This window comes from Pseudomonas sp. UBA3153 (genome assembly GCF_002364635.1).
Classification (GTDB): Bacteria; Pseudomonadota; Gammaproteobacteria; order Pseudomonadales; family Pseudomonadaceae; genus Pseudomonas_O; species Pseudomonas_O kuykendallii.
Genome location: NZ_DEYR01000073.1, coordinates 951 through 21,956, shown reverse-complemented (window position 1 = coordinate 21,956; position 21,006 = coordinate 951). Strand labels below are relative to the sequence as shown.

Sequence of the window (21,006 nt, the reverse complement as noted above, 5' to 3'; positions counted from 1 at the left end):
CCGCCCGTCTATTCGAACAACGCATCCAGCGCCTGCTCCAGGCGCGTCACCGCGATCACCTGCAAGCCCGGCGGCGCCTCTTTCGGCGCATTGCCGCGCGGCACGATGGCGCGCTTGAAGCCGTGCTTGGCGGCTTCCTTCAGGCGCTCCTGACCGCTCGGCACTGGGCGGATCTCGCCGGACAGGCCGACCTCGCCGAACACCAGCAGGTCATGCTCCAGCGGCCGGTTGCGCAGGCTGGAGATGACCGCGGCCATCAGCGCCAGGTCGACCGCCGTCTCCAGCACCTTCACCCCGCCCACGACGTTGATGAACACGTCCTGATCATAGGTCGGGATGCCGCCGTGCCGGTGCAGCACGGCGAGCAGCATCGCCAGTCGGTTCTGGTCGAGGCCGAGGGTGACTCGCCGAGGGTTGGCCAGGTGGCTGGTGTCGACCAGCGCCTGCACCTCCACCAGCATTGGCCGCGAGCCTTCCCAAGTCGCCATCACCACGCTGCCGGGCACCGCCTCCTGCGCGCGGGTAAGAAAAATCGCCGAGGGGTTGGAGACTTCCTTCAGTCCCTTGTCGGTCATGCCGAACACGCCCAGTTCGTTGACCGCGCCGAAGCGGTTCTTCACCGCGCGCAGCAGGCGCAGGCGGCCGTCGGACTCGCCCTCGAAATACAGCACGGTATCCACCATGTGCTCCAGCACGCGCGGCCCGGCCAGCGCCCCCTCCTTGGTGACGTGGCCGACCAGGAAGATCGCCGTCCCGCTCTGCTTGGCGAAACGCACCAGCAACGCCGCGCTCTCGCGGACCTGGGCGACGCCGCCGGGCGCCGATTGCAGCTGCTCGGTGTAGATGGTCTGGATCGAATCGATCACCATCACCTTGGGCCGCTCGCGCCGCGCGGTATCGATGATCGACTCGATGCAGGTTTCGGTCATCACCTTGAGCTTGTCCTGCGGCAGCTCCAGGCGCCGCGCGCGCATCGCCACCTGCTGCTGCGATTCCTCGCCGGTGACGTACAGCGCAGGCAACCGCGCGGCGATGTTGCACAGCGTCTGCAGCAGGATGGTCGACTTGCCGATACCCGGATCGCCGCCGATCAGCACCACCGAGCCGTCCACCAGCCCACCGCCGAGCACCCGGTCGAGTTCCGCGGAGGCGGTGGAGAAGCGCGGCATTTCCTCGATGCTGACTTCGGCCAGGGTCTTGAGCTGGGCCTGTTCACCGGCCCAGCCGGCCCGCCCGGAGGTCGAGGACGGTGCGCCCTCGATCATGGTTTCCACCAGCGTGTTCCAAGCGTTGCATTCCGCGCACTGGCCGGCCCATTTGGGGAAAGTGGCGCCGCACTCGGTGCAGCCGTACATGCGCTTGGCCTTGGCCATGGAGAACTCCCGCAAAAAAGAATGCGCCATCATACCCGCTGCGCATGCCTCGACTGCGCGCGGGCCGACAGGGAATCTCTGGCCATAAAAAAGCCCGGATCGATCGCTCGGTCCGGGCCGGAGGCTTGCGCTGCAATCAGGCGCTGCAGGCCTTGCCGCAGTTGCAGCACTCGCCGGCAGCTTTGCGCAGCTGGCTGCTGAGGTCCTTCTGCAGGCCGACACGTTGCATCTTCAATGCAGAAAGCTGGGTGTCATCGAGTTTCTCGACGCCGCTCTCGACGCGCAGGATGCGCTTGTCGACGTCGTCGAACTGGTCGGCCAGGCGTGCGAAACGCGGATTGGCCTTGCGCAGTTTCAGGGAATCGGAACGTTGCCGATCGAACTCACTGGGCTGAGAATAGTATTCGATGTGCATGATTGCGCTTCCATGGTTGAAAATTTGGCGCAACGTAAACCACCGCTACCCGTCCGCCCTTGACCCCGATCAAACCCATTCAAGCCCTCTGCAAGTGAATTTGTCGCAGCCCTCCGCGTCTACCGGAATGACTGCTCGCCGCCCCTGGAGCCCCGATGAACAACGACCTCTCACGCTGCACCGCCTGTCGCGAAGGAGAGACTTTCGAGCGGCCGGTGAGCATGGCCTTCCAGCCGATAATCGACATCCGAGACCGTAGCATTTTCGCCCACGAAGCCCTGGTGCGCGGCCCCGCCGGCGAGGGGGCGGGTAGCGTGCTGCAGCAGGTCGACGCCTCCAACCGCTACGGTTTCGACCAGTTGTGCCGGATCACCGCGCTGCGCCAGGCCGCCCGGCTGCCGTTGCCAGGGAAGCTGTCGATCAACTTCATGCCCAACGCGGTGTACAAGGCCGAGACCTGCATCCGCGCGACCCTGGAAACCGCCCGCCAGCTGGACTTCCCGGTGCAGCGGATCATCTTCGAGGTCACCGAGCAGGAACAGGTGCAGGACCTCGACCACTTGGCCGGCATCCTGCGCGCGTATCGCAAGATGGGTTTCTCCACCGCCATCGACGACTTCGGCGCCGGCTATGCGCACCTTAATCTGCTCGCCGACTTCCAGCCCGACCTGATCAAGCTGGACATGCAGCTGCTGCGCGGCATCGACGGCGACGCCGTGCGCCAGGTGCTGGTGGAAAGCGTGGCGCAGATCTGCCGCAAACTGCGTATCGGGCTGATCGCCGAAGGCGTGGAAACTGCCGGCGAATATGCCGCGCTCAAGGCGATGGGAATCTACCTCTACCAGGGCTATCTGTTCGCCAAACCGGCCTTCGAGGCGCTTCCCGACGTAAACTGGCCTTAACTCCACCGGAACTGCCGGGCCTGGAGTGCAGTCCCTCTTAACACCTTGCATGTCCGCGCCCGGACCCAGCGCCCCGGGTGCGGAGAATCCGTTTCCCCGATCAGAAGGAGCAGCCCATGAGCTTTGTCCAAGAGTTCAAGTCATTCGCCATGAAAGGCAACGTCGTCGATATGGCCGTCGGCATCATCATCGGCGCCGCGTTCGGCAAGATCGTCTCGTCGTTCGTCGGCGACGTGGTCATGCCGCCGCTGGGCCTGCTGATCGGCGGCGTGGATTTTTCCGACCTGGCGGTGATCCTCAAACCGGCGCAAGGCGATGCGCCCGCGGTGGTGCTGGCGTACGGGAAATTCATCCAGACGGTGTTCGACTTCCTGATCGTCGCCTTCGCGATCTTCATGGCGGTCAAGATGATGAACAAGCTGCGCAAGCACGAAGAGGTCAAACCGGCCGCGCCGCCGGCCCCGACCAAGGAAGAGGTGCTGCTGACCGAGATTCGCGACATCCTCAAGGAGCAACGCAGCCCGGCGATCGACACGAAACCGCCGCTCTGAGCCAGTCCTCCTATGAAATGAAAACGGCGCCTCGGGCGCCGTTTTCATACGTGGAGACTCAGGCTGCCGGCGGACGCAGCTCCAGCCGGGCGATGCGCCGGTCCTTCACCTCCAGCACGCGCAGTTGCCAGCCCGCGTACTCGAGCCGGTCGCCGCTGACCGGCAGGCGATCGAGCAGGCTCATCGCCAGGCCCGCGAGGGTCTGGTAATCGTCGGTGGCGCTGGCCTGGAAGCCCAGGCGCCGGCGCAGCACCGCCAGGTTCAGCGCGCCGCTGACCTGATAGCCGTCGTCCGCCTCGAGGATGTCCGGCCCCTGCACTTCACTGGCATCCGGCAGCTCGCCGGCGATCGACTCGAGGATGTCGGTGAGCGTCAGCAGCCCCTCGAAATGGCCGAACTCGTTGACCACGAAGGCCACGTGGGTGGATGCCTGGCGCATCTGCTCCAGCGCGTTGAGCACCGAGCAGCTCTCCGGCAGGTTGATCGGCACGCGCACCAGGCGCTCGATATCGGGCTGTTCGCCCTGCAGCAGCTCGCGCAGCAATTCCTTCTTCTGCACGTAGCCCAGCGGCTCGTCGATGGCCGCGCCGCGCGCCACCACCAGGCGCGAATAGGGGGAATCCAGCAGCCTGCGACGCTGCTCCTCCGGCGGCGCCAGCAGGTCGAGGTGGGCGACGCGCATGCGGTCGGTCATCACCGTGCGGATCGAGCGTTCGGCGAGGTTCAGCACGCCGCTGATCATCACCCGCTCGCGGCGGCCGAACAGCGCCGCCTCGCCGTCGCCGGCATCGAGCAGGTCGGCGATCTCCTCGTCGACCTCCTCGGCCTCCAGCCGGCGCCCGCCGAGCAGGCGCAGCACGGCGTGGGCGGTGCGTTCGCGGATGTTGCGGCGGCCCTGCAGATGGCGCTTGCGGCGCCAGCGGGCGAGCTGATTGAACAGCTCGATGAGGATCGAGAAGCCGATCGCCGCGTACAGGTAGCCCTTGGGAATGTGGAAACCCAGACCTTCGGCCGTGAGGCTGAAGCCGATCATCATCAGGAAGCCCAGGCACAGCATGATCACCGTCGGGTGGGCGTTGACGAAGGTGGTCAGCGGCTTGCTGGCGATGATCATCAGGCCGATGGAGATCACCACGGCGATCATCATCACCTGCAGGTGTTCGACCATCCCCACCGCGGTGATCACCGCGTCCAGCGAGAACACCGCATCGAGCACGACGATCTGCGCTACCACCGGCCAGAAGGCCGCGTAGGCACGCGCGCCCTGCTGCACGTGGGTGCGCCCCTCGAGGCGCTCGTGCAGCTCCATGGTCGCCTTGAACAGCAGGAAGATACCGCCGAACAGCATGATCAGGTCGCGTCCGGAAAACGCGTGACCGTAGACCTCGAACAGCGGTGCGGTGAGGGTGACCAGCCAGGAAATGCTCGCCAGCAGGCCCAATCGCATGATCAGCGCCAGCGACAGGCCGATCAGCCGCGCGCGGTCGCGCTGCTCGGGGGGCAGCTTGTCGGCGAGGATGGCGATGAACACCAGGTTGTCGATGCCCAGGACGATTTCCAGGACGATCAGCGTGAGCAGGCCCAGCCAGGCCGTTGGATCGGCGATCCATTCCATCAGTGCGACCCTCCGCGGCGAACGAAGGGGTGGAAGGGTGATCGGCAAACGGTCTGGCGAGGTGAGTCACTGTCCATCGAGGGGCGGATTCCAGGGAAAGGAATCCAGATGCTAGTGGCCGGCGCGGCGGATGCTAAGCGGAAAAACGTAACAGCGCGTTCGCCGCTACCAGTAGTTCTCCACCGCCACCTGCCCCGGCCGACGGCTCAGCGAGAGCTGCATGTCGCGGGTTTTCAGCAGCGCGCGGGTGTCCTCGATCATCTGCGGATTACCGCACAGCATGACCCGCGAGTGCCCCGGCTGCAGCGTTTCTCCGGCAGCGCGCTCCAGCTCGCCGTTCTCGATCAGCGTGGTGATGCGCCCCTGCAGTGCGCCGGGATGCGCCTCGCGGGTAACCACCGGGATGAAGCGCAGCTTGTGCGCATGCTCCTGCAGGTAGTCGCGGCCGGCGAGACCGGCGATCAGCTCGCGGTAGGCCAGCTCGCGCGCCTCGCGGACGCTGTAGACGAGGAAGATCCGCTCGAAGCGCTCCCACACCTCGAAGTCCTGGAGGATCGAGACGAAGGGCGCGACGCCGGTGCCGGTGGCCAGCAGCCAGAGGTCGCGACCGTCGACGAAGCGGTCGAGGGTGAGGAAACCGAAGGCCTGCTTGTCCACCAGCAGCTCGTCGCCGACCCGCAGGCGGCTCAGCTCGCTGGTGAACTCGCCGCCCGGCACGACGATGGAGAAGAAGTCGAGGAATTCGTCGTGCGGCGCCGAGACCATGGAGTAGGCCCGCCACACCGTGCTGCCGTCGGCCTTGGTCACGCCGAGCCGGGCGAACTGCCCGGCGCGGAAGCGGAAACCCGGATCGCGCGTGGTGCGCAGGCTGAACAGACTCGGGGTCAGTGGCTGCACGTCGAGCAGCGTCTGGCGGGTGAACTTGTCGTCGCTGGCGGTCATGGCTCGCTCTCGTCTGGCAATGCGCGCCTAGTGTCGCGCATTGCCACCGGCATAAACACCGGCGGGCGGCAGGTGTATAGGCCGCGCAGAGGCATAGGTTCCGCGTCTGCGCCTGAGCGCGCCCGCGACTTACGGCTGGCCGACGGCGCCGGCGGTGTTCTCCTTGAGACTGCGGGTAGCGGTCTGGATGAAGGCGTCGAGGGTGTCCTTCATCTGCGTTTCGGCCGCCGTATCGGTGGCCACGCTGACCTTCGCATCGTGGCCGAGCCGGTAGTCGTACAGCCGTGCCGGCAGGTCGCGCGGCTGCACGAGGATCTGCCCGCCCTTCACCAGCGCCACGGTCTGTTCACCGCCGGACGGCTTGATCATGCCGATGCCCTGGTCGCCGGCCGGCAGGTTGAGCAGGTCGCGGCCCCAGCACTGCTGGCGGGTGGTGCCGCCGAGCCGGCCCATGATGGTGGGCACCACGTCGATCTGCGTGCCGACGGTATCGCGCAGGCTGCCGAACTTCTCCTGCACGCCCGGCCCGATGAGCAGCAGCGGCACGTTGAAGCGGAACAGGTCCATTTCGGTGAGCTGTTCGGTGCTGCCGAAACCGTGGTCGCCGAGCACCACGAACAGGGTGTCCTTGAAGTACGGCGCCTTGCGCGCCTTCTCGAAGAACTGGCCCAGCGCCCAGTCGGCGTAGCGCATCGCGGTGAGGTGCAGATCGTTCGAGCCGAACCCGGTGACCGGCTCCACCGGCAGGTCCTTGGGCAAGGCGTAAGGCGTATGGTTGGAAAGGCTCTGCAACAGCGCGTAGAAGGGTTTTCCGTCACTGCCCAGCTTGAGCAGTTCCTCGGCGCCGCGATCGAACATGTCCTGGTCGGACACGCCCCAGGTCGGGTCGATGAACACCGGGTCGACGAAATCCTCGCGGCCGACGAAGCGGCTCATGCCCTGGTTGCTGAAGAACCCGGACTGGTTGTCCCACTGGAAGTTGCCGTTGTAGACGTACACGTCGCGGTAACCGCGGGCATTCAGCTGCTGCGGCAGCCCGGAGAAGCGGTGCGCGCCCTCCGGCATGCGCATCAGGTATTCGAAGCCCGGCAGGTTAGGAAAGCAGGCCATGGTGGCGAACATCCCCTGATGGGTGTGGGTGCCGTTGGAGAAGAAACGGGTGAACAGCAGCCCCTCCTTCGCCAGGCGGTCGAAGTTCGGGGTGATGTTGCCCGGCTCGCCCAGCGCACCGACGTAACGCCCGGCGAAGCTCTCCAGCAGGATCACCACCACGTTGCGGATCGGCAGCGTGCCGGCTTGCGGCGGCGTGGTGTCGCGACGCAGCGCGGCGCTGTCGGCATCGACCAGGCGGTCGTTGGGCGTCAGCAGCATCTCGCGCACCACCTGCAGGGCCCTATCCGCGGGCAGGCTGGCCTTCCAGGCGTTCTGCCGGTGCGAGGAAAAGCTGTGTTTGGCGGCGTCCACCAGGGTCAGGGTGCCGTTCAGGCCGAGGTGATTCACGAACATCGATTCGGTGGTGTAGGCATCGCCCCAGCGCAGTGGCGGCCCCTGGCGCAGATTGCCGCGCGCGGCGATCACGCAGACCACCAGGCACAGCGCGAACACCGGCAGGCGCCAGTACCAGGCGGCGCGCCGGCCCGACGACTGCGGCGCGGCGCGGGTCGCCAGGTCCAGGTGCTTGAACAGCCAGGCCAGCAGCAGCGTTCCCAGCGCCCAGGCCAGCAGGTAGCGCGCCACCGGAAAGCCGTGCCAGAGCATGCTGGCGACGGTGGTCGGGTCTTCCTGCAGGTACTGGAACACCAGCGCGTTGAGGCGCTGGTGGAACTCGCGGTAGAAGTCCATCTCCAGCAGACCGAGGAACAGCGTGAGGCTGGCGAACAGCACCAGCCAGGCGCGCATCGCCCCGCGCAGGCGCATCGCCGGCGCCCACAGCAGACACAGCACCAGCGGCGCGCAGGCGTACACCGCCAGGCGCAGGTCGAAACGCAGGCCATTGAAGAAGGCCTCGCCGAACATCTCGGGCGTCGCGCTGCCGATCAGCTCGCGGTTGTACACCAGCAAGGCCACGCGCAGCAGCGAATAGAGGACGAGCAGGACGAGCCCGCTCCCCAGGGTGAACGCCAGGTGACGGGCGATGGAGGCGCGCGGCGCGGGCAGGCGGGAACGGGATGACGACAACGGCATGGACACTTCCTGTGGGTACGGCGACAGGTGGGAGGCGTCCGGCGAGGGAGCCGGGCGCGCGCATCCTAGCCGCGCCCTCATCAACGCCAGGTCAAGCCGATGTGAAAGACGCGTCAAATGAAGCAGGTACCGGGCGCTTCAGCCGGCGTCGCTTGCAGGTAGAATGCCGGGCCCAGCCGCCAGCGCCCGCGATCCGCCGATGAACACCTTCACCACGCCCTTCGCCCGACTCGAGCTGATCCGTCAGCCGGAGCAGAACCACGAGCCGCTGCAGGCCTTCGATGCCGCCGACGAGTACCTGTTGAACCACCTGCACCAGCAGGGGCTGGCGGCGGACGCCCGGGTGCTGCTGCTCAACGACGGTTTCGGCGCCCTCGCCTGCTCCCTGGCCGGCAAGGCCCGCGTGGTCAGCAGCGGCGATTCGCACCTGGGCCACCTGGCACTGCAGAAAAACCTCGCCCGCAATGACCTGCCCGCCGACGCCGTCGCGTTCGTACCCGCCAGCCAGCGCGCCGAAGGTCCGTTCGACTGGGTGCTGATCCGCGTGCCGAAGACCCTGGCGCTGCTCGAAGAACAGCTGATTCGCCTGCACCACCAGTTGGCGCCGGGGGCGCGGGTCGTCGCCGGGGCGATGATCAAGCACCTGCCCCGCGCCGCCGGCGAGCTGATGGAGACATACATCGGCCCGCTGCAGGCCTCGCTGGCGGTGAAGAAGGCGCGGCTGCTGTTCGCCACGCCGGAGCAGAAAGCTGAGCCACGCTCGCCCTACCCCAGCCGCTACCGCCTGGAGCAGCCGCCGCTGGAACTGCTCAACCACGCCAACCTGTTCTGCCGCGAAGGCCTGGACATCGGCACCCGCGCGTTCCTCGCGCACCTGCCGCGGCAACTGGGCGAACTGCGCGTGGCCGACCTCGGCTGCGGCAACGGCGTGCTCGGCATCGTCTACGCGCTGGGCAATTCCCAGGCGCAACTGACGCTGGTGGACGAGTCGTACATGGCCGTGCAGTCGGCGGCGGACAACTGGCGCGCGGCGCTGGGCGAGCGCCCGGTGGACATTCGCGCCGACGACGGCCTCGCCAGCCAGCCGGCGGATTCGCTGGACCTGGTGCTGTGCAACCCGCCCTTCCACCAGCAGCAGGCGGTCGGCGACTTCCTCGCCTGGCGGATGTTCCAGCAGGCCCAGGCGGCGCTGGTGCAGGGCGGCGAACTGTGGATCGTCGGCAACCGCCACCTGGGTTATCACGTCAAGCTCAAGCGCCTGTTCCGCGGCGTGGAGCAGGTCGCGGCGACGCCCAAGTTCGTCATCCTGAAGGCGCGCAAGTAGCGCCTCCGGCGCCGCACGAAGGGCGCCGGAAACACCTCAGAAATCGACGGTGGCCGAAACCTTCAGCGTGCGCGGCGCACCCTGGGTCAGGTAGCCGCCATTGGTCGACGCCCAGTAGTCCTCGTTGGCGACGTTCTCCAGGCCGGCACGCAGCGTGACGTCGCGGGCCTCCACCGTGAACCGGTAGCTCGCGCCCAGATCGATACGCGTCCAGGCCGGAATGCTCAATGTGTTCGCGGAATCGTAGAACTGGCCGCCGGTACGCAGCAGCAGCCCGTTGACGCTCACCCCCGGCATGCCCGGCACGTCCCAGTCGGCACCGAGGTTGAACTGGAACTCCGGGACCCCGACCGCACGATTGCCGTCGTTCGCGCCCCCGGATGTACCGCTCAGCTCGGTATCGATCCAGGTGCCCCCGGCCAGGACACGCAGCCCGACCAGCGGTTCGCCGAACACGCTCAGCTCGACGCCGCGGTTTCGCTGTTCGGCATCGACCCGGTAGTAGTTGTCCGGGCCGGTGACTCCCTGCGGTTGCTCGATGCGGTAAACCCCGAGGCTGGCGCCGTAGGTGCCCCAGTCGAGCTTGATCCCCGCCTCGATCTGCTTGCTGCGATAGGGCGCGAACATCTGCCCTGCTGGATTGCTCGAAGCGCCGGGGGCCGTAGGTCCCTGCTGAAGAGACTCGATGCGATTGGCGTAGAGCGACAGATACTCGGTGGGTTTGATCACCAACCCGTAGACCGGCGTGGTGATGCTGTCGTCGTAGTTAGAGGTACGCAGGCCGGTTGCGGCGCTCCAGGCATCCGCCGCGATGGACTGGCGGCGCAGCCCGAGGGTGAGCAACGCGCGGTCGTCGAAGAAGCCCAGGGTGTCGGAGATCGCCGCGCTGCGGTTCTTCACCTTGCCGGTGGTGTCCGGGTCGTGGATATCGCCGCTGACCGGTATCGTCGGGTCAGGTTCGGGGCTGGGAAATGGGTCGTAGAGGCTTCCCGGAAGCCGGTTGCCCGCGCTGGTCGACTCGAACGCATTGCGCTTCTCCTGCCAGATGCCGTTCACCGCGACGTTCAGCTGGTGGCTGACCGCCCCGGTCATCAGCTTGCCGCGCAATCCGGCCACCGTGCTGTAGGTCTCCTGGTCGAGTGGCGAATACAGGCGCCCGACCCTCGCGGCTCCGCTCGGCGAGGTGACGTAGAGCGAGGAGTACACGCCATTTTCGCGGGTGTACTTGCCACCGGCGGCGCCGTAGAGCGTCCAGTCGTCATCGAGGTCGTACTCGGCATTGAACATGCCGTAGGTGTCTTCCAGCTGGGAGTAGGCCCAGGGCTGCGAGTAGTTGTCGTTGGCGTGGGGTACCTTCGGCACCTTCCCGCCGAGCCCGGCGGTAGTCAGGTAGACCACCGACCGCCCCTCGTTGACGCGCTGTTTCTGGTAGCCGAAATCGGTCGACAGGCGCAAACGGTCGCCGCGGTAGTCCAGACCGAACGCCGCCAGAGTGAAGTGCGAGTTCTCCCCATCGACGGCCGACTCGCCGTCGCGCTGGGCAATGTTGGCGCGCACCCCGAAGCGATCGTCCTCGCCGAAGCGCCGCCCGAGGTCGAGGTGGACGCCCGTCTTGCTGTCGCTGGTGTAATCCAGCGTCACACGGCGCGTCGGCGTGTCTTCGGCGCGTTTGGACACGACGTTGATCGCCCCGCCCACGCCGCTGCCGCCGGGCGCCACGCCGTTGAGAAAGGCGTTGGCGCCCTTGAACACCTCGACCCGCTCGACCGCTTCGGCGGAAATGATCTGCCGCGGCAGTATCCCGTACAGCCCGTTGAAGGCGATGTCGTCGGAGTAGAGTTGAAATCCGCGGATCACGAAGACCTGCGAAAAGTTGCCGAAGCCGTAGGACTGGCGCACGGCCGGGTCGCTGGCGAGCACGTCGCCGAGGGTTTGCGCCTGGCGCTTCTCGATCAGTTCGGAGGTGTAGCTGGAGAAGCTGAACGGCACGTCCTGCATGTCCTGGTTGCCCAGGATGCCCAGGCGCGCGCCGCGGGCTACCTGGCCGCCGGCGTAGGCTTCCGGCAGGCCGTCAGCGGCGGCCGAGCGCGCGGTAACGGTTGCAGTACCGAGTTCCAGGGCCGCGCCCTGCGGGTTGCGCACCAGGGTGATGGTGCCGTCGCCGGCGGCCTGGTAGCCCAGCCCGGAGCCTTGCAGCAGGCGCTGCAGGCCTTCGGCCACGGAGTAATCGCCCTGCAGGGGCTGCGCGGTGCTCAGGCCGTCGGTCATCTCGGCGCTGTAGAGCAGGCGGATGTCGGCCTGCTCGGCAAAGGCGGTGAGCGCGGATTCCAGGCTCTGCACGGGGACATCCAGCGGCACGGCCCAGGCGGCCGGCAAGGCGATGGCGAAATGAGCGACGAGAAGGGCGCGGGCGAGAGGATGGCGATGTGGCCGCATGGTTCGATTCCTGATCACTGCAAAGGACGATGCGAGAAATTCGCATTTGCAGGAGGAAGACGAAACGCCCTCTCTTTTCTGAACCTGGCACGCCACTTTTTTTCGCGCCCGCAAAAATCGGGACGCGTCCGGCTATCGGGCCGGGTCCTGCGCGCCCCGGGCGGAGACCAGCAGGAGACCGGGAAGGCGGGTCAGCCTGACGGGCAGCGTCGCCTCGATGGCGTCGAAGACCGCCTGCGGCTGCTGCCGGGAGAACACTCCGGTGACCGACAGCCGCCGGGCTTGATCGTCGAGGAACAGCACGCGGCCATCCTGGTAACGCGCGAGCTCGGCGAACACCTCTTCCAGCGGTTGCGACCTGAACACCAGCCGTCCGCGCTGCCAGGCCAGCGCCTGGCTGGCATCCAGCGGCCGGACCGCCTGCAGCACGCCGTGTTGCCAGAGCACCTGCTGCTGCGCGGTCACCGCCACCGCCGGCTGCCCGTCCTGGCTCGCCTCGACGCGCCCCTTGGTGACCGAGAGCAGCACCCGGTCGCCGCTGTAGTTGACGTCGAAGCGCGTGCCGGTGACGCGGATGCGCGCCGGCCCGGCCTGAATGACGAACGGATGCTCGGCATCCTTGGCGACCTGGAAATCCGCCTGCCCCTGATACAGCCGAACGCGGCGCTCGCCACCGTGCATGTCCCAGTCCAGCGCGGTATTGCCGTTGAGCATCAGGATCGAGCCATCCTCCAGCGCCACTTCACGCAGCTGCCCCGCGCCCGTGTGGATGTCGGCGTACCAGCCGACCCAGTGTTCCTGCGGTAGCCACAGGGCGATCACCAGGCACGCGGCCGCTGCCAGCGGCGCGGCCCAACCCAGCCGCGAACGACGGCGTGGCGCGGGCAATGGTGCTGGGTCGACCAGCGCGGTGCTGCTGCCTAGTTCGCCGATCAGGCCCCACAGGCGCTGCGCGCGGTTCCAGGCCTCGGCATTCGCCGCCGACGCCTGGCGCCAGGCTTCCGCCTCGGCGCGCTGGGCGGCGCTGGCGCGGCCGGAGTTGAGCAGCACCAGCCATTCGCGGGCACGGGTGGCGGGCTCATTCATGATGGGTCATCCATGCGGCTCTGGCAGTACTCGAGGGCCCTCAGGATATAACGCCCGGCCATGCTTTCGGAGACGCCGAGGCGCTCGCCGATTTCGCGCTGGGTCAGCCCGTCGAGGCGATTCCACAGCAGGGCCTTGCGCACGTGCGGCGGCAGTTCCTGCAACAGCGCATGCAACTGCGCCAGTTGCTGGCTGCCGGAGGCGCAGCGTTCGGGTCCGGGAATGGGGCTTTCCAGTTGCTCGTCCATCGGCTCCTGCGGCGCGCGGGCGTCCAGCTGGCGGCGATGGTCGATGACCAGGTTTCGCGCGATGCGGTAGAGAAAGGCCCGCAGGTTACCGATCTCCCCCGGCTGGGCGCGACGGAAACGCAGCCAGGTTTCCTGCCGCAGGTCCGCCGCCAGTTCCGAGCAATTCAGCTGGCGCGTGAGAAAACGCAACAGCTCGCCGGCATGGCGCTGGAACTGGCCGTCGGGGGACGGGGAATCGGAGGGCGACGACACGTCGAACACTCGAGGCTCGGGAAGAGGCGGACCATATATTTATCGAGAATAATTTTCAAATGAAAACCGATGCAATGCGCAACCTCCCAGCCGCGTACCCGTTCGGAGGTCCGACCACGGACAAAACATCTAATTTATGGATGTTTTAGATCGATAGGAAAGGTCCGTGGCACGCCTGGACGGACCTCCGCAGAACCGCCCGCATTTTATCTAACCGTTTGTTTTATATAAATATAACCAGACAATTAAGCGCATCGATATACACCATCATACGGATCATCTTCTTTATCGAATCCGTCGCGCTAGCATGGGAACCGTACTCACTTACCGACTTCTTCCGAACACGAGGTGCACCATGAAAACTCAACTTCTCGCCAGCCTGATCGTCGCCGGCCTCTCCACCGCCGCTTTCGCCGCACAGCCTGCCGTCCAGAACCAGACCGCAGGTGTTGCCCCGGCCGCACAGGTCCTGGTCGCCGAACAGGACGCCGAACACAACCGTGCCTCGCTGATCGAAACCCGCTCCAACCGTGACCAGGTCGCGCAACAGGACGCCGAGCACAACCGCGCCTCGCTGATCGAGAGCGGCTTCGACCAGGGCAATCTGGTGGCCCAGCAGGATGCCGAGCACAACCGCGCTTCCTGAGGACACCGCATGAGTCCGTTCAACCCCTGAGGGCGCCCCGCGAGGCGCCCTTGGTTCATCTGCACCCTCGCTAGCAGTCGGGCGGCCCGCCGAAACATCCGGTTACCTGCGTGCTACTCTGCGCCCCCGCTTCCGAGGCGACCCGCCGCATGTCCACCCACGCCAAGCTGCTTCTTCGCCATCAGCGTCCCTTCCTCGCCTTCTGGTTCGCCCGGGTGTTCACCTCCAGCGCCTTCCAGATAATCACCGTGGCCATCGGCTGGCACATCTACGGGCTGACCGGCAATGTCCTCGACCTGGGTCTGGTCGGGCTCTTCGAGTTCATGCCGCGCGTGCTGTTCATGCTGCACACCGGGCACGTCGCCGACCGTTACGACCGGCGCAAGGTCGCCGCGCTGTGCCAGACGCTGCAAGGGCTGACCGCCCTCGCGCTGGTGATAGGCAGCGCCACCGACAGCGTCACCCGCGAGATGATCTTTGCCATCGCCTTCCTCTTCGGCACCGCCCGCGCCTTCGAGATGCCGACCACCCAGGCGCTGCTGCCGAACATCATCCCGCCCGCGCTGTTCCCGGCGGCGGTGGCGGCGTCCGGCTCGGCGATGCAGGCGGCGACCATCATCGCGCCAGCGCTGGGCGGCCTGCTGTTCGCCTTCGGCTCGATCTGGGTCTACGGCCCGGCCGTGCTGCTCTATGGCGTCGCCGTGGCGCTGATGCTGCAACTGCCGGCGCGCCAGCAACCGATGAAACAGGAGAAGGCCACCCTGCATTCGCTGCTGGCCGGCATTCGCTTCATCCGCAGCCGTCGCGACGTGCTCGGCGCGATCTCCCTGGACCTGTTTGCCGTGCTGCTCGGCGGCGCCACCGCGCTGTTGCCGGTGTTCGCCCGCGACATCCTGTTCACCGGTCCCTGGGGCCTCGGCCTGTTGCGCTCGGCGCCGGCGGTGGGTGCGCTGCTGATGTCGTTCTGGCTGGCGCGTTTTCCGGTCGAGCGCCATGTCGGCCGGGTGATGTTCACCTCGGTGGGCCTGTTCGGCGTGGCCACCATCGCCTTCGGCCTTTCCACCTCGTTCTGGTTCTCGCTGGCGGTGCTCGCCGTGCTCGGCGCCGCGGACATGATCAGCGTGGTGATCCGCAGCACCTTCGTGCAGATGGAGACGCCTGACGAGATGCGCGGCCGGGTCAGCGCGGTGAACGGCCTGTTCATCGGTGCCTCGAACCAGCTCGGCGAATTCGAATCCGGCCTCACTGCGCACTGGTTCGGCACCGTCCAGGCGGTGGTGCTCGGAGGCGTCGGCACGCTGCTGGTGACCGGCGCCTGGATCAAGCTGTTCCCGACCCTCGCCAACCGCGACCGGTTGCGCGAGCCAAAAGCCGAGGAGCACCTGCAGGCCGGCTCGCCCCCAAACCCGTAGGGTGCGCCGCGCGCACCACACGCCCCGCATGGTGCGCATGGCGCACCCTACGCATAGCGGTCTCACGCTTCACCGATCCACCGGGCGCTGTCAGGCAAACACCTTCACCACGCTAACGACTGCCCTACAACAGCTTGTCCAGCGTGATCGGCAGCTCGCGGATGCGTTTGCCGGTGGCGTGGTAGATGGCGTTGGCCACCGCCGAGGCGACGCCGACGATGCCGATTTCGCCAACACCTTTCGAGCCGAGCGCGTTGACCACGTCGTCGTTCTCCTCGACGAAGATCACCTCGATATCGTGGATGTCGGCGTTCACCGGGATGTGGTACTCGGCGAGGCTGTGATTCATGTAGCGCCCCAGGTTGTGGTCGATCTGGGTTTCCTCCTGCAGCGCCATGCCGATGCCCCAGACCACGCCCCCGAGAATCTGGTTGCGCGCCATCTTCGGGTTGACCACGCGGCCGGCGGCGATGGCGCTGACCACCCGGCTGACCTGAATGCTGCCCAGCGCCTCGTCCACCTTCACCTCGACGAACACCGCCGAGTGCGTCGCGGTGGCGAACTTGTCGCGTTTCTCATCGGGCTTGGCGTCGGCCTGGGCTTCCAGCGGGCCGCTGGCAGCGAGCACCTCGGCGATGGCCAGGGCAGTGCCAGGCGACTCGCGCAGGCGCAGCTGGCCGTCGACGAACTCGACCTGCTCCAGCGCCAGCCCTTCGAACGGCGATTGCGGCAGGCGCTGCGCCACCTCGAAGAGCTTGCCCTGCAGGGCTGCGCAGGCCTGCTGCACGGCGGTGCCCACCGAGGACACGGTGAACGAGCCGCCCTGCAACGGCGCGGTGGGCAGGCTCGAATCGCCGAGCTTGAACTCCACCTGCCCAACCGGCAGGCCCATCGCGGCGGCGGCGATCTGCGTCATCACCGTGTAGGTGCCGGTGCCGATATCGGTGGTGGCGCTGCTCACCGTCAGTTTGCCGTCGGCGGCCAACGCGGCCTTGGCGCTAGCCGGGTTCTGCATCGCCTCCCAGACGCCGGTCGCCATGCCCCAGCCGACCAGTTGGTGGCCGTCGCGCATGCTGCGCGGCTCCATCGAGCGCCGGTCCCAGCCGAAGCGCTCGGCGCCCTGCGCGTAGCAGGCGCGCAGCTCCTTGCTGGAGTAAGGCTTGCCCTCGTTCTGATTGGTGTCAGCGAAATTCAGCAGGCGCAGTTGCAACGGATCGATGGCGGCCGCGCAGGCCAGCTCGTCCATCGCGCATTCCAGGGCGAACACGCCCTCGGTGGCGCCCGGCGCGCGCATGTCCAGCGGGGTGAACACGTCCAGCGGGACCATCTGGTAGCCCAGCCGCACGTTGTCGCAGTGATAAAGCATGCCGGACCACTCCACCACGTGCTCGGTGAAGTCCTCGAAGCGCGAAGTCTGGGCGAAGGCATCGTGGGTGATCGCCTGCAGCGTGCCGTTGGCCGTGCACGCCAGGCGCAGGCGCTGCAACATCCGCGGGCGATAGCCGAAAGTGAACATCTGCTGGCGGGTCAGCGTCACCCGCACCGAGCGCTTCAGCACCAGCGCCGCCATCACCGCCAGCGGCAACTGGTACTGCGGGCGGAGGCCGGAGCCGAAGGCGCCGCCGACGAAGGGCGCGAGGATGCGTACCTTTTCCTTGTCCAGCAGGAATACGTGCTGCACGTACTGCTGGCTATTCTGCGGTCCCTGGGTCTTGTCGTAGATGAGCAGGCTGCCGTCGTCCTGATAGAGCACCGTCGAGGCATGCGGCTCCATCGGGTTGTGGTGCTCGATGGGCAGCGCGTACTCCAGCTCGATGCTCAATGCGGCGCCGAGCAGCGCGGCCTCGGCGTCACCGCGCGGTTCGGGCAGCTCGGCCGGGGCCGCGTGAGACTGGTCGAGGGCCGCAACCAGATCGGTCTGGTGCGCCTCGGCGGCGTACTCGATGGTCACCAGCGAGGCGGCATGCCGGGCGATCTCCAGGTTGTCGGCCACCACCAGCGCCAGCGGCTGGCCGCTGTAGAGCACGCGGTCGTTGAACAGCGGGCGGAAGGCCGAACCCTCGGCGGAGTCCATGTCCTCGTAGCTGTCGTCGTCGGCCGCCAGGCGCGGGCGGTTCAGGTGGGTCAGCACCAGCTGTACGCCGGGAACCGCCTCGGCGGCGGCGCCGTCGATGGACAGCACGCGGCCGCGGGCGATGGTGCTCGATACCACGCTGCCGTAAAGCAGCCCGGTCTCGCTGAACTCCCCGGCATAACGCGCCTGACCGGTGACCTTCAGCGGGCCGTCGACGCGGTCCAGTGGCCGACCGAGCGGCGACGAATCCGGTTGGGCGTGGGCGTTCATGGGCGGCCTCCCTGATGCTGGATGGAATGGGCGGCATCGCCCAGTGCGCGGACGATGGCGCGGCGTGCCAGTTCGATCTTGAAGCCGTTGTGCGCCAGCGGACGGGCACCTTCGAGCAGCAGATCGGCGGCGAGGGCGAAGGCTTCGTCGCTGGCCGGCTTGCCGATCAGCACCTCCTCGGCCTCCTGCCTGCGCCACGGCTTGTGGGCCACGCCGCCGAGGGCGAGGCGCGCCGCGCGGATGCTGCCGCCGTCCAGCTGAAGCGCCGCGGCGACGGACACCAGGGCGAAAGCGTAGGAGGCGCGGTCGCGAACCTTCAGGTAGCGGCTGTGCGCGGCGAAGCCTTCGGGCGGCAGTTCGATGGCGAGGATCAGCTCGTCGTCGGCCAGCACGTTGTCGCGTTCCGGCGCGTCACCGGGCAGGCGATGGAAGTCGGCGAAATCGATGTGCCGCTCGCCCCGCGGTCCCGCGACGATCACCACCGCCTCCAGCGCGGCCAGCGCCACGCACATGTCCGACGGGTTCACCGCCACGCAGTCGTCGCTGGCACCGAGGACCGCGTGGATGCGGTTGAGCCCGTCCTTCGCCGGGCAGCCACTGCCGGGCTCGCGCTTGTTGCACGGCACGCCGGCATCGTAGAAGTAGTAGCAACGGGTGCGCTGCAACAGGTTGCCGCCCGTGCTGGCCATGTTGCGCAGTTGCGGCGAAGCGCCGGCGAGGATTGCCTGGGCCAGCAGTGGGTAGCGCTGCTCGATGCGCGCGTCCCAGGCCAGGTCGGCGTTGCTCACCAGCGCGCCGATGCGCAGGCCGCCGCTGGCGGTGGCGTCGATACCGCGCAGCGGCAGGCCGTTGATGTCGATCAGCCGTTCGGGGCGGGTGACGTTTTCCTTCATCAGGTCGAGCAGGTTGGTGCCGCCGGCGATGAAGCGCGCGTTCGGCCCGGCGAGGCGCAGCGCCTCGTCCACCGCGGCCGGCTTGCTGTAGGCGAAGGGATTCATGCGCCGCCCTCCCCTCGCGTGGCCGGCAACGCCTCCTCGATGGCATCGAGGATGTTGTTGTAGGCGCCGCAGCGACAGAGGTTGCCGCTCATCAGCTCGCTGATCTCGTCGCGGCTCTGCGCACGCCCTTCGCGGGCCAGGCCGACCGCCGAGCAGATCTGCCCGGGCGTGCAGTAGCCGCACTGGAAGGCGTCGTGCTTGACGAAGGCCTCCTGCAACGGATGCAGCTGGTCGCCGTTGGCGAGGCCTTCGACGGTGGTCAGCTCACGGCCGTCGAGCATCACCGCCAGGGTCAGGCAGGCGTTCACCCGCTTGCCGTCCAGCAGCACGGTGCAGGCGCCGCACTGGCCGTGGTCGCAGCCTTTCTTGCTGCCGGTCAGGTCGAGCTGTTCGCGCAGCAGGTCGAGCACGGTGGTCCAGGGCAGCACGTCGAGCTGACGCGGCTGGCCATTGAGAACGAGGGAAATCGAATGGGCGGCAGGATCGCTGCGGCCCTCGCGAAGGGAGGTGGCGCTCATGGGTGCCTCACGGTCTAGTCTGCATTCGCGCCCGGCGGCGGGCACTCGCTGCGCGGTGTTCCGCGTCTAGGAGGTACGACGCAGCCAGGTCCGGAAATGTTCAGCGCAGGCGAGGAGCGGTATCGATCCGGCGGGCTCACGCAACGCCATGCGCCGGTGCGCGTGGCGCACCCTACGAAATCACCCTGTCCTCACCCGCAGGATGCGCCGCACGTACCACACAGGCGCACGCCCCCACACGAAACGCCTCCGCAACCGCCGTAGGGTGCGCCATGCGCACCACATGGGCTGCGCGAGGGGCCACAGCCTCGTAGGCTGGGCTTTCGCCCCACGACACGTCGATGCCCCAGGTGGGCGTTCTGGTGGGCTTAAGCCCACCCTACCTGGGACCGTGGGGAGGCTGGAGCCCGCCCTAGGCGAGCCGGTCGCCGGGGCGGTCGATGTCGCGCAGGACGGCGGGATCGTCCAGGGCCAGGCGCTGCACCGCGTCGCCCTGGAACAGCGTCTGCGCGCCGCGTTCGCCGTCCAATGCCAGCAGTTGCTCGCGATGGGCGCTGCCGATGCCACGCGGATGGCCGAGCTGGTTCTGGTAGACCGGCGCGACCAGGCCCTGCGGACGGATCGCCTCCGCCACCGCCAGCAGCGTGTCGCGCCGCACGTAGGGCATGTCGCCGAGCGCCACCAGCCAGCCCTGCTCGGCCGGATGCGCGCGCAGCGCCTGCGCCAGGCTGTGGCCGAGGCCATTGGTTTCCACCATCAGCAGGCTGCAGGGCTGCCCGCGCAGGCGCTCGATCAGCGCGCCGTTGTCGGCGCGAACCACCACCACCAGCTCCTCGGCGACACCTTGCAGGGTGTGCAGCGCGGCCAGCAGCACCGGCATGGAATGCGGATCGCTTGCCCGGCTCGGCGCCAGCAGCTTGTCGCTGTCGCTCTGCGCGCGATAGCGGCTGCCCACGCCGGCGGCGAGCAGCAGGGCACGAACGCCACCTCGCATCAGGCGGACTTCAGTCGCGCCGCGTCAGGCCGCGCCGCGTCAGCCCGAGCCGCGCCAGTCCCCGCCGCCTCAGCCCCCGCCGCATCCAGCCCGGTCTGGCGACCTGGCTGGGCGACCTGCGCGCCGTTCTTCAGGGCGACGATCTCGGCCATCAGCGAGAGGGCGATTTCCGCTGGCGTGCGGCTCGCGATGGGCAGGCCGATCGGCCCGTGCAGACGGCCGACGTCGGCGGCGTCGAGACCCAGGGAAATCAGCCGTTGCTTGCGTTTCTCGTTGTTCGCCCGCGATCCCAGCGCGCCGACGTAGAACGCCTCGGAGCCGAGCGCGGTGAGCAGCGCCATGTCGTCCAGACGCGGGTCGTGGGTCAGCGCGACGATGGCGGTGTGCGCATCCGGCTGGGCGGCGAGCACGGCGTCGTCGGGCATGCCGGGCAGGAAGCGCACCCGCTCCAGCGGCCAGTCATGGGCATAGGCCTCGCGCGGGTCGCAGATCAGCACCTCGAAACCCAGCGTGTGCGCCAGATCGGCGACGTAGCGCGACAGCTGTCCGGCGCCGATCAACAGCAGCCGCCAGGCCGGGCCGAAGGGCGCGATCAGGCATTCGCCGTCGAAGTGCAGCGCCTGCTCGCGGCCGATCGGTGCCAGGGTCACGGCGCCACTGCGCAGCTGCAGATGCCGGGCGACGCGCTCGTGGGCCTCGCAGCGTTGCAGCAGCTCGTCGATCCAGCCGGCGTCGCGCAGCGGCTCCTGGACCAGCCGCAGGGTGC

17 protein-coding genes and 1 pseudogene are annotated in these 21,006 nt (G+C 67.7%); 5 read left to right on the top strand and 13 right to left on the bottom strand.

The annotated features are described in order from the left end of the window. Positions 1–8 precede the first annotated feature (8 nt). Together radA and B2X67_RS16410 are read right to left on the bottom strand one after the other, a co-directional pair. Entirely contained in the window at positions 9–1,373 is a 1,365-nt protein-coding gene (gene radA / locus B2X67_RS16415; RefSeq protein ID WP_273230164.1) for a DNA repair protein RadA, read from the bottom strand. 136 nt (positions 1,374–1,509) lie between these two features. Beyond that, positions 1,510–1,788: a YdcH family protein gene (locus B2X67_RS16410; RefSeq protein ID WP_090226175.1), complete on the bottom strand. Its 279-nt coding sequence runs from the start codon at positions 1,786–1,788 to the stop codon at positions 1,510–1,512. Between the two features lie 155 nt (positions 1,789–1,943). Between B2X67_RS16410 and B2X67_RS16405 the strand changes: the two genes are divergently transcribed. Together B2X67_RS16405 and mscL are read left to right on the top strand one after the other, a co-directional pair. Further along, a complete protein-coding gene (locus B2X67_RS16405) occupies positions 1,944–2,690 on the top strand; it encodes an EAL domain-containing protein (RefSeq protein ID WP_282343900.1) in 747 nt (248 codons plus the stop codon). Positions 2,691–2,806: 116 nt separating this feature from the next. Beyond that, complete coding sequence (gene mscL / locus B2X67_RS16400) at positions 2,807–3,241, top strand: large-conductance mechanosensitive channel protein MscL (protein ID WP_282343902.1); 435 nt, start codon at positions 2,807–2,809, stop codon at positions 3,239–3,241. 58 nt (positions 3,242–3,299) lie between these two features. On the opposite strand, the gene B2X67_RS16395 is transcribed toward mscL, so the two are convergent. From B2X67_RS16395 to B2X67_RS16385, 3 genes are all read right to left on the bottom strand, one after another. After that, positions 3,300–4,856 carry a TerC family protein gene (locus tag B2X67_RS16395; protein WP_286786140.1) on the bottom strand — a complete coding sequence of 519 codons (1,557 nt, stop codon included), beginning with the start codon at positions 4,854–4,856 and terminating at the stop codon, positions 3,300–3,302. Between the two features lie 165 nt (positions 4,857–5,021). Further along, positions 5,022–5,798, bottom strand: a complete 777-nt coding sequence (locus B2X67_RS16390) for a ferredoxin--NADP reductase (RefSeq protein ID WP_286786139.1) — start codon at positions 5,796–5,798, stop codon at positions 5,022–5,024. 129 nt (positions 5,799–5,927) lie between these two features. Continuing rightward, positions 5,928–7,982 carry an LTA synthase family protein gene (locus B2X67_RS16385; protein ID WP_286786138.1) on the bottom strand — a complete coding sequence of 685 codons (2,055 nt, stop codon included), beginning with the start codon at positions 7,980–7,982 and terminating at the stop codon, positions 5,928–5,930. Between the two features lie 199 nt (positions 7,983–8,181). Here B2X67_RS16385 and B2X67_RS16380 point away from each other — a divergent pair, with 199 nt between their 5' ends. After that, complete coding sequence (locus tag B2X67_RS16380) at positions 8,182–9,306, top strand: methyltransferase (protein ID WP_286786137.1); 1,125 nt, start codon at positions 8,182–8,184, stop codon at positions 9,304–9,306. 36 nt (positions 9,307–9,342) lie between these two features. Here the strand turns inward: B2X67_RS16380 and B2X67_RS16375 are convergent, their stop codons facing one another. From B2X67_RS16375 to B2X67_RS16365, 3 genes are all read right to left on the bottom strand, one after another. After that, a complete protein-coding gene (locus tag B2X67_RS16375) occupies positions 9,343–11,742 on the bottom strand; it encodes a TonB-dependent receptor (RefSeq protein ID WP_286786136.1) in 2,400 nt (799 codons plus the stop codon). Between the two features lie 132 nt (positions 11,743–11,874). Beyond that, positions 11,875–12,828: a FecR family protein gene (locus B2X67_RS16370; RefSeq protein WP_286786135.1), complete on the bottom strand. Its 954-nt coding sequence runs from the start codon at positions 12,826–12,828 to the stop codon at positions 11,875–11,877. Continuing rightward, positions 12,825–13,328, bottom strand: a complete 504-nt coding sequence (locus B2X67_RS16365; RefSeq protein WP_286786134.1) for an RNA polymerase sigma factor — start codon at positions 13,326–13,328, stop codon at positions 12,825–12,827. The genes B2X67_RS16370 and B2X67_RS16365 overlap by 4 nt, the downstream gene beginning before the upstream one ends. Positions 13,329–13,683: 355 nt before the next feature. Between B2X67_RS16365 and B2X67_RS16360 the strand changes: the two genes are divergently transcribed. Both B2X67_RS16360 and B2X67_RS16355 read left to right on the top strand, forming a co-directional pair. Beyond that, positions 13,684–13,974, top strand: coding sequence for a hypothetical protein (locus tag B2X67_RS16360; protein ID WP_286786133.1), 291 nt, complete (start codon positions 13,684–13,686; stop codon positions 13,972–13,974). Between the two features lie 149 nt (positions 13,975–14,123). Beyond that, entirely contained in the window at positions 14,124–15,386 is a 1,263-nt protein-coding gene (locus B2X67_RS16355; protein ID WP_286786132.1) for an MFS transporter, read from the top strand. 124 nt (positions 15,387–15,510) lie between these two features. Here B2X67_RS16355 and B2X67_RS16350 read toward each other — a convergent pair whose 3' ends face one another. The 5 genes and pseudogenes from B2X67_RS16350 to B2X67_RS16330 form a co-directional block, all read right to left on the bottom strand. Next, positions 15,511–17,730 carry a xanthine dehydrogenase family protein molybdopterin-binding subunit gene (locus tag B2X67_RS16350; protein WP_286786131.1) on the bottom strand — a complete coding sequence of 740 codons (2,220 nt, stop codon included), beginning with the start codon at positions 17,728–17,730 and terminating at the stop codon, positions 15,511–15,513. Beyond that, a complete protein-coding gene (locus tag B2X67_RS16345; RefSeq protein WP_282343921.1) occupies positions 17,727–18,728 on the bottom strand; it encodes an FAD binding domain-containing protein in 1,002 nt (333 codons plus the stop codon). The genes B2X67_RS16350 and B2X67_RS16345 overlap by 4 nt, the downstream gene beginning before the upstream one ends. Then, positions 18,725–19,246 carry a (2Fe-2S)-binding protein gene (locus B2X67_RS16340; RefSeq protein WP_282343922.1) on the bottom strand — a complete coding sequence of 174 codons (522 nt, stop codon included), beginning with the start codon at positions 19,244–19,246 and terminating at the stop codon, positions 18,725–18,727. Before B2X67_RS16340 ends, B2X67_RS16345 begins: the two co-directional genes overlap by 4 nt. 412 nt (positions 19,247–19,658) lie before the next feature. Then, positions 19,659–20,243: a nucleotidyltransferase family protein gene (locus B2X67_RS16335; RefSeq protein WP_286786177.1), complete on the bottom strand. Its 585-nt coding sequence runs from the start codon at positions 20,241–20,243 to the stop codon at positions 19,659–19,661. Positions 20,244–20,359: 116 nt separating this feature from the next. Beyond that, positions 20,360–21,006: pseudogene (locus B2X67_RS16330) on the bottom strand (XdhC family protein); the annotation flags it as partial.

What these genes read in the sequence shown, in the direction of transcription:
- B2X67_RS16390 (WP_286786139.1), bottom strand. Translation starts at nt 5,798, where the DNA reads ATGACCGCCAGCGACGACAAGTTCACCCGCCAGACGCTGCTCGACGTG.
- B2X67_RS16345 (WP_282343921.1), bottom strand. Translation starts at nt 18,728, where the DNA reads ATGAATCCCTTCGCCTACAGCAAGCCGGCCGCGGTGGACGAGGCGCTG.
- B2X67_RS16360 (WP_286786133.1), top strand. Translation starts at nt 13,684, where the DNA reads ATGAAAACTCAACTTCTCGCCAGCCTGATCGTCGCCGGCCTCTCCACC.
- B2X67_RS16395 (WP_286786140.1), bottom strand. Translation starts at nt 4,856, where the DNA reads ATGGAATGGATCGCCGATCCAACGGCCTGGCTGGGCCTGCTCACGCTG.
- B2X67_RS16385 (WP_286786138.1), bottom strand. Translation starts at nt 7,982, where the DNA reads ATGCCGTTGTCGTCATCCCGTTCCCGCCTGCCCGCGCCGCGCGCCTCC.
- B2X67_RS16355 (WP_286786132.1), top strand. Translation starts at nt 14,124, where the DNA reads ATGTCCACCCACGCCAAGCTGCTTCTTCGCCATCAGCGTCCCTTCCTC.
- B2X67_RS16350 (WP_286786131.1), bottom strand. Translation starts at nt 17,730, where the DNA reads ATGAACGCCCACGCCCAACCGGATTCGTCGCCGCTCGGTCGGCCACTG.
- radA (WP_273230164.1), bottom strand. Translation starts at nt 1,373, where the DNA reads ATGGCCAAGGCCAAGCGCATGTACGGCTGCACCGAGTGCGGCGCCACT.
- B2X67_RS16375 (WP_286786136.1), bottom strand. Translation starts at nt 11,742, where the DNA reads ATGCGGCCACATCGCCATCCTCTCGCCCGCGCCCTTCTCGTCGCTCAT.
- B2X67_RS16410 (WP_090226175.1), bottom strand. Translation starts at nt 1,788, where the DNA reads ATGCACATCGAATACTATTCTCAGCCCAGTGAGTTCGATCGGCAACGT.
- B2X67_RS16380 (WP_286786137.1), top strand. Translation starts at nt 8,182, where the DNA reads ATGAACACCTTCACCACGCCCTTCGCCCGACTCGAGCTGATCCGTCAG.
- mscL (WP_282343902.1), top strand. Translation starts at nt 2,807, where the DNA reads ATGAGCTTTGTCCAAGAGTTCAAGTCATTCGCCATGAAAGGCAACGTC.
- B2X67_RS16370 (WP_286786135.1), bottom strand. Translation starts at nt 12,828, where the DNA reads ATGAATGAGCCCGCCACCCGTGCCCGCGAATGGCTGGTGCTGCTCAAC.
- B2X67_RS16340 (WP_282343922.1), bottom strand. Translation starts at nt 19,246, where the DNA reads ATGAGCGCCACCTCCCTTCGCGAGGGCCGCAGCGATCCTGCCGCCCAT.
- B2X67_RS16405 (WP_282343900.1), top strand. Translation starts at nt 1,944, where the DNA reads ATGAACAACGACCTCTCACGCTGCACCGCCTGTCGCGAAGGAGAGACT.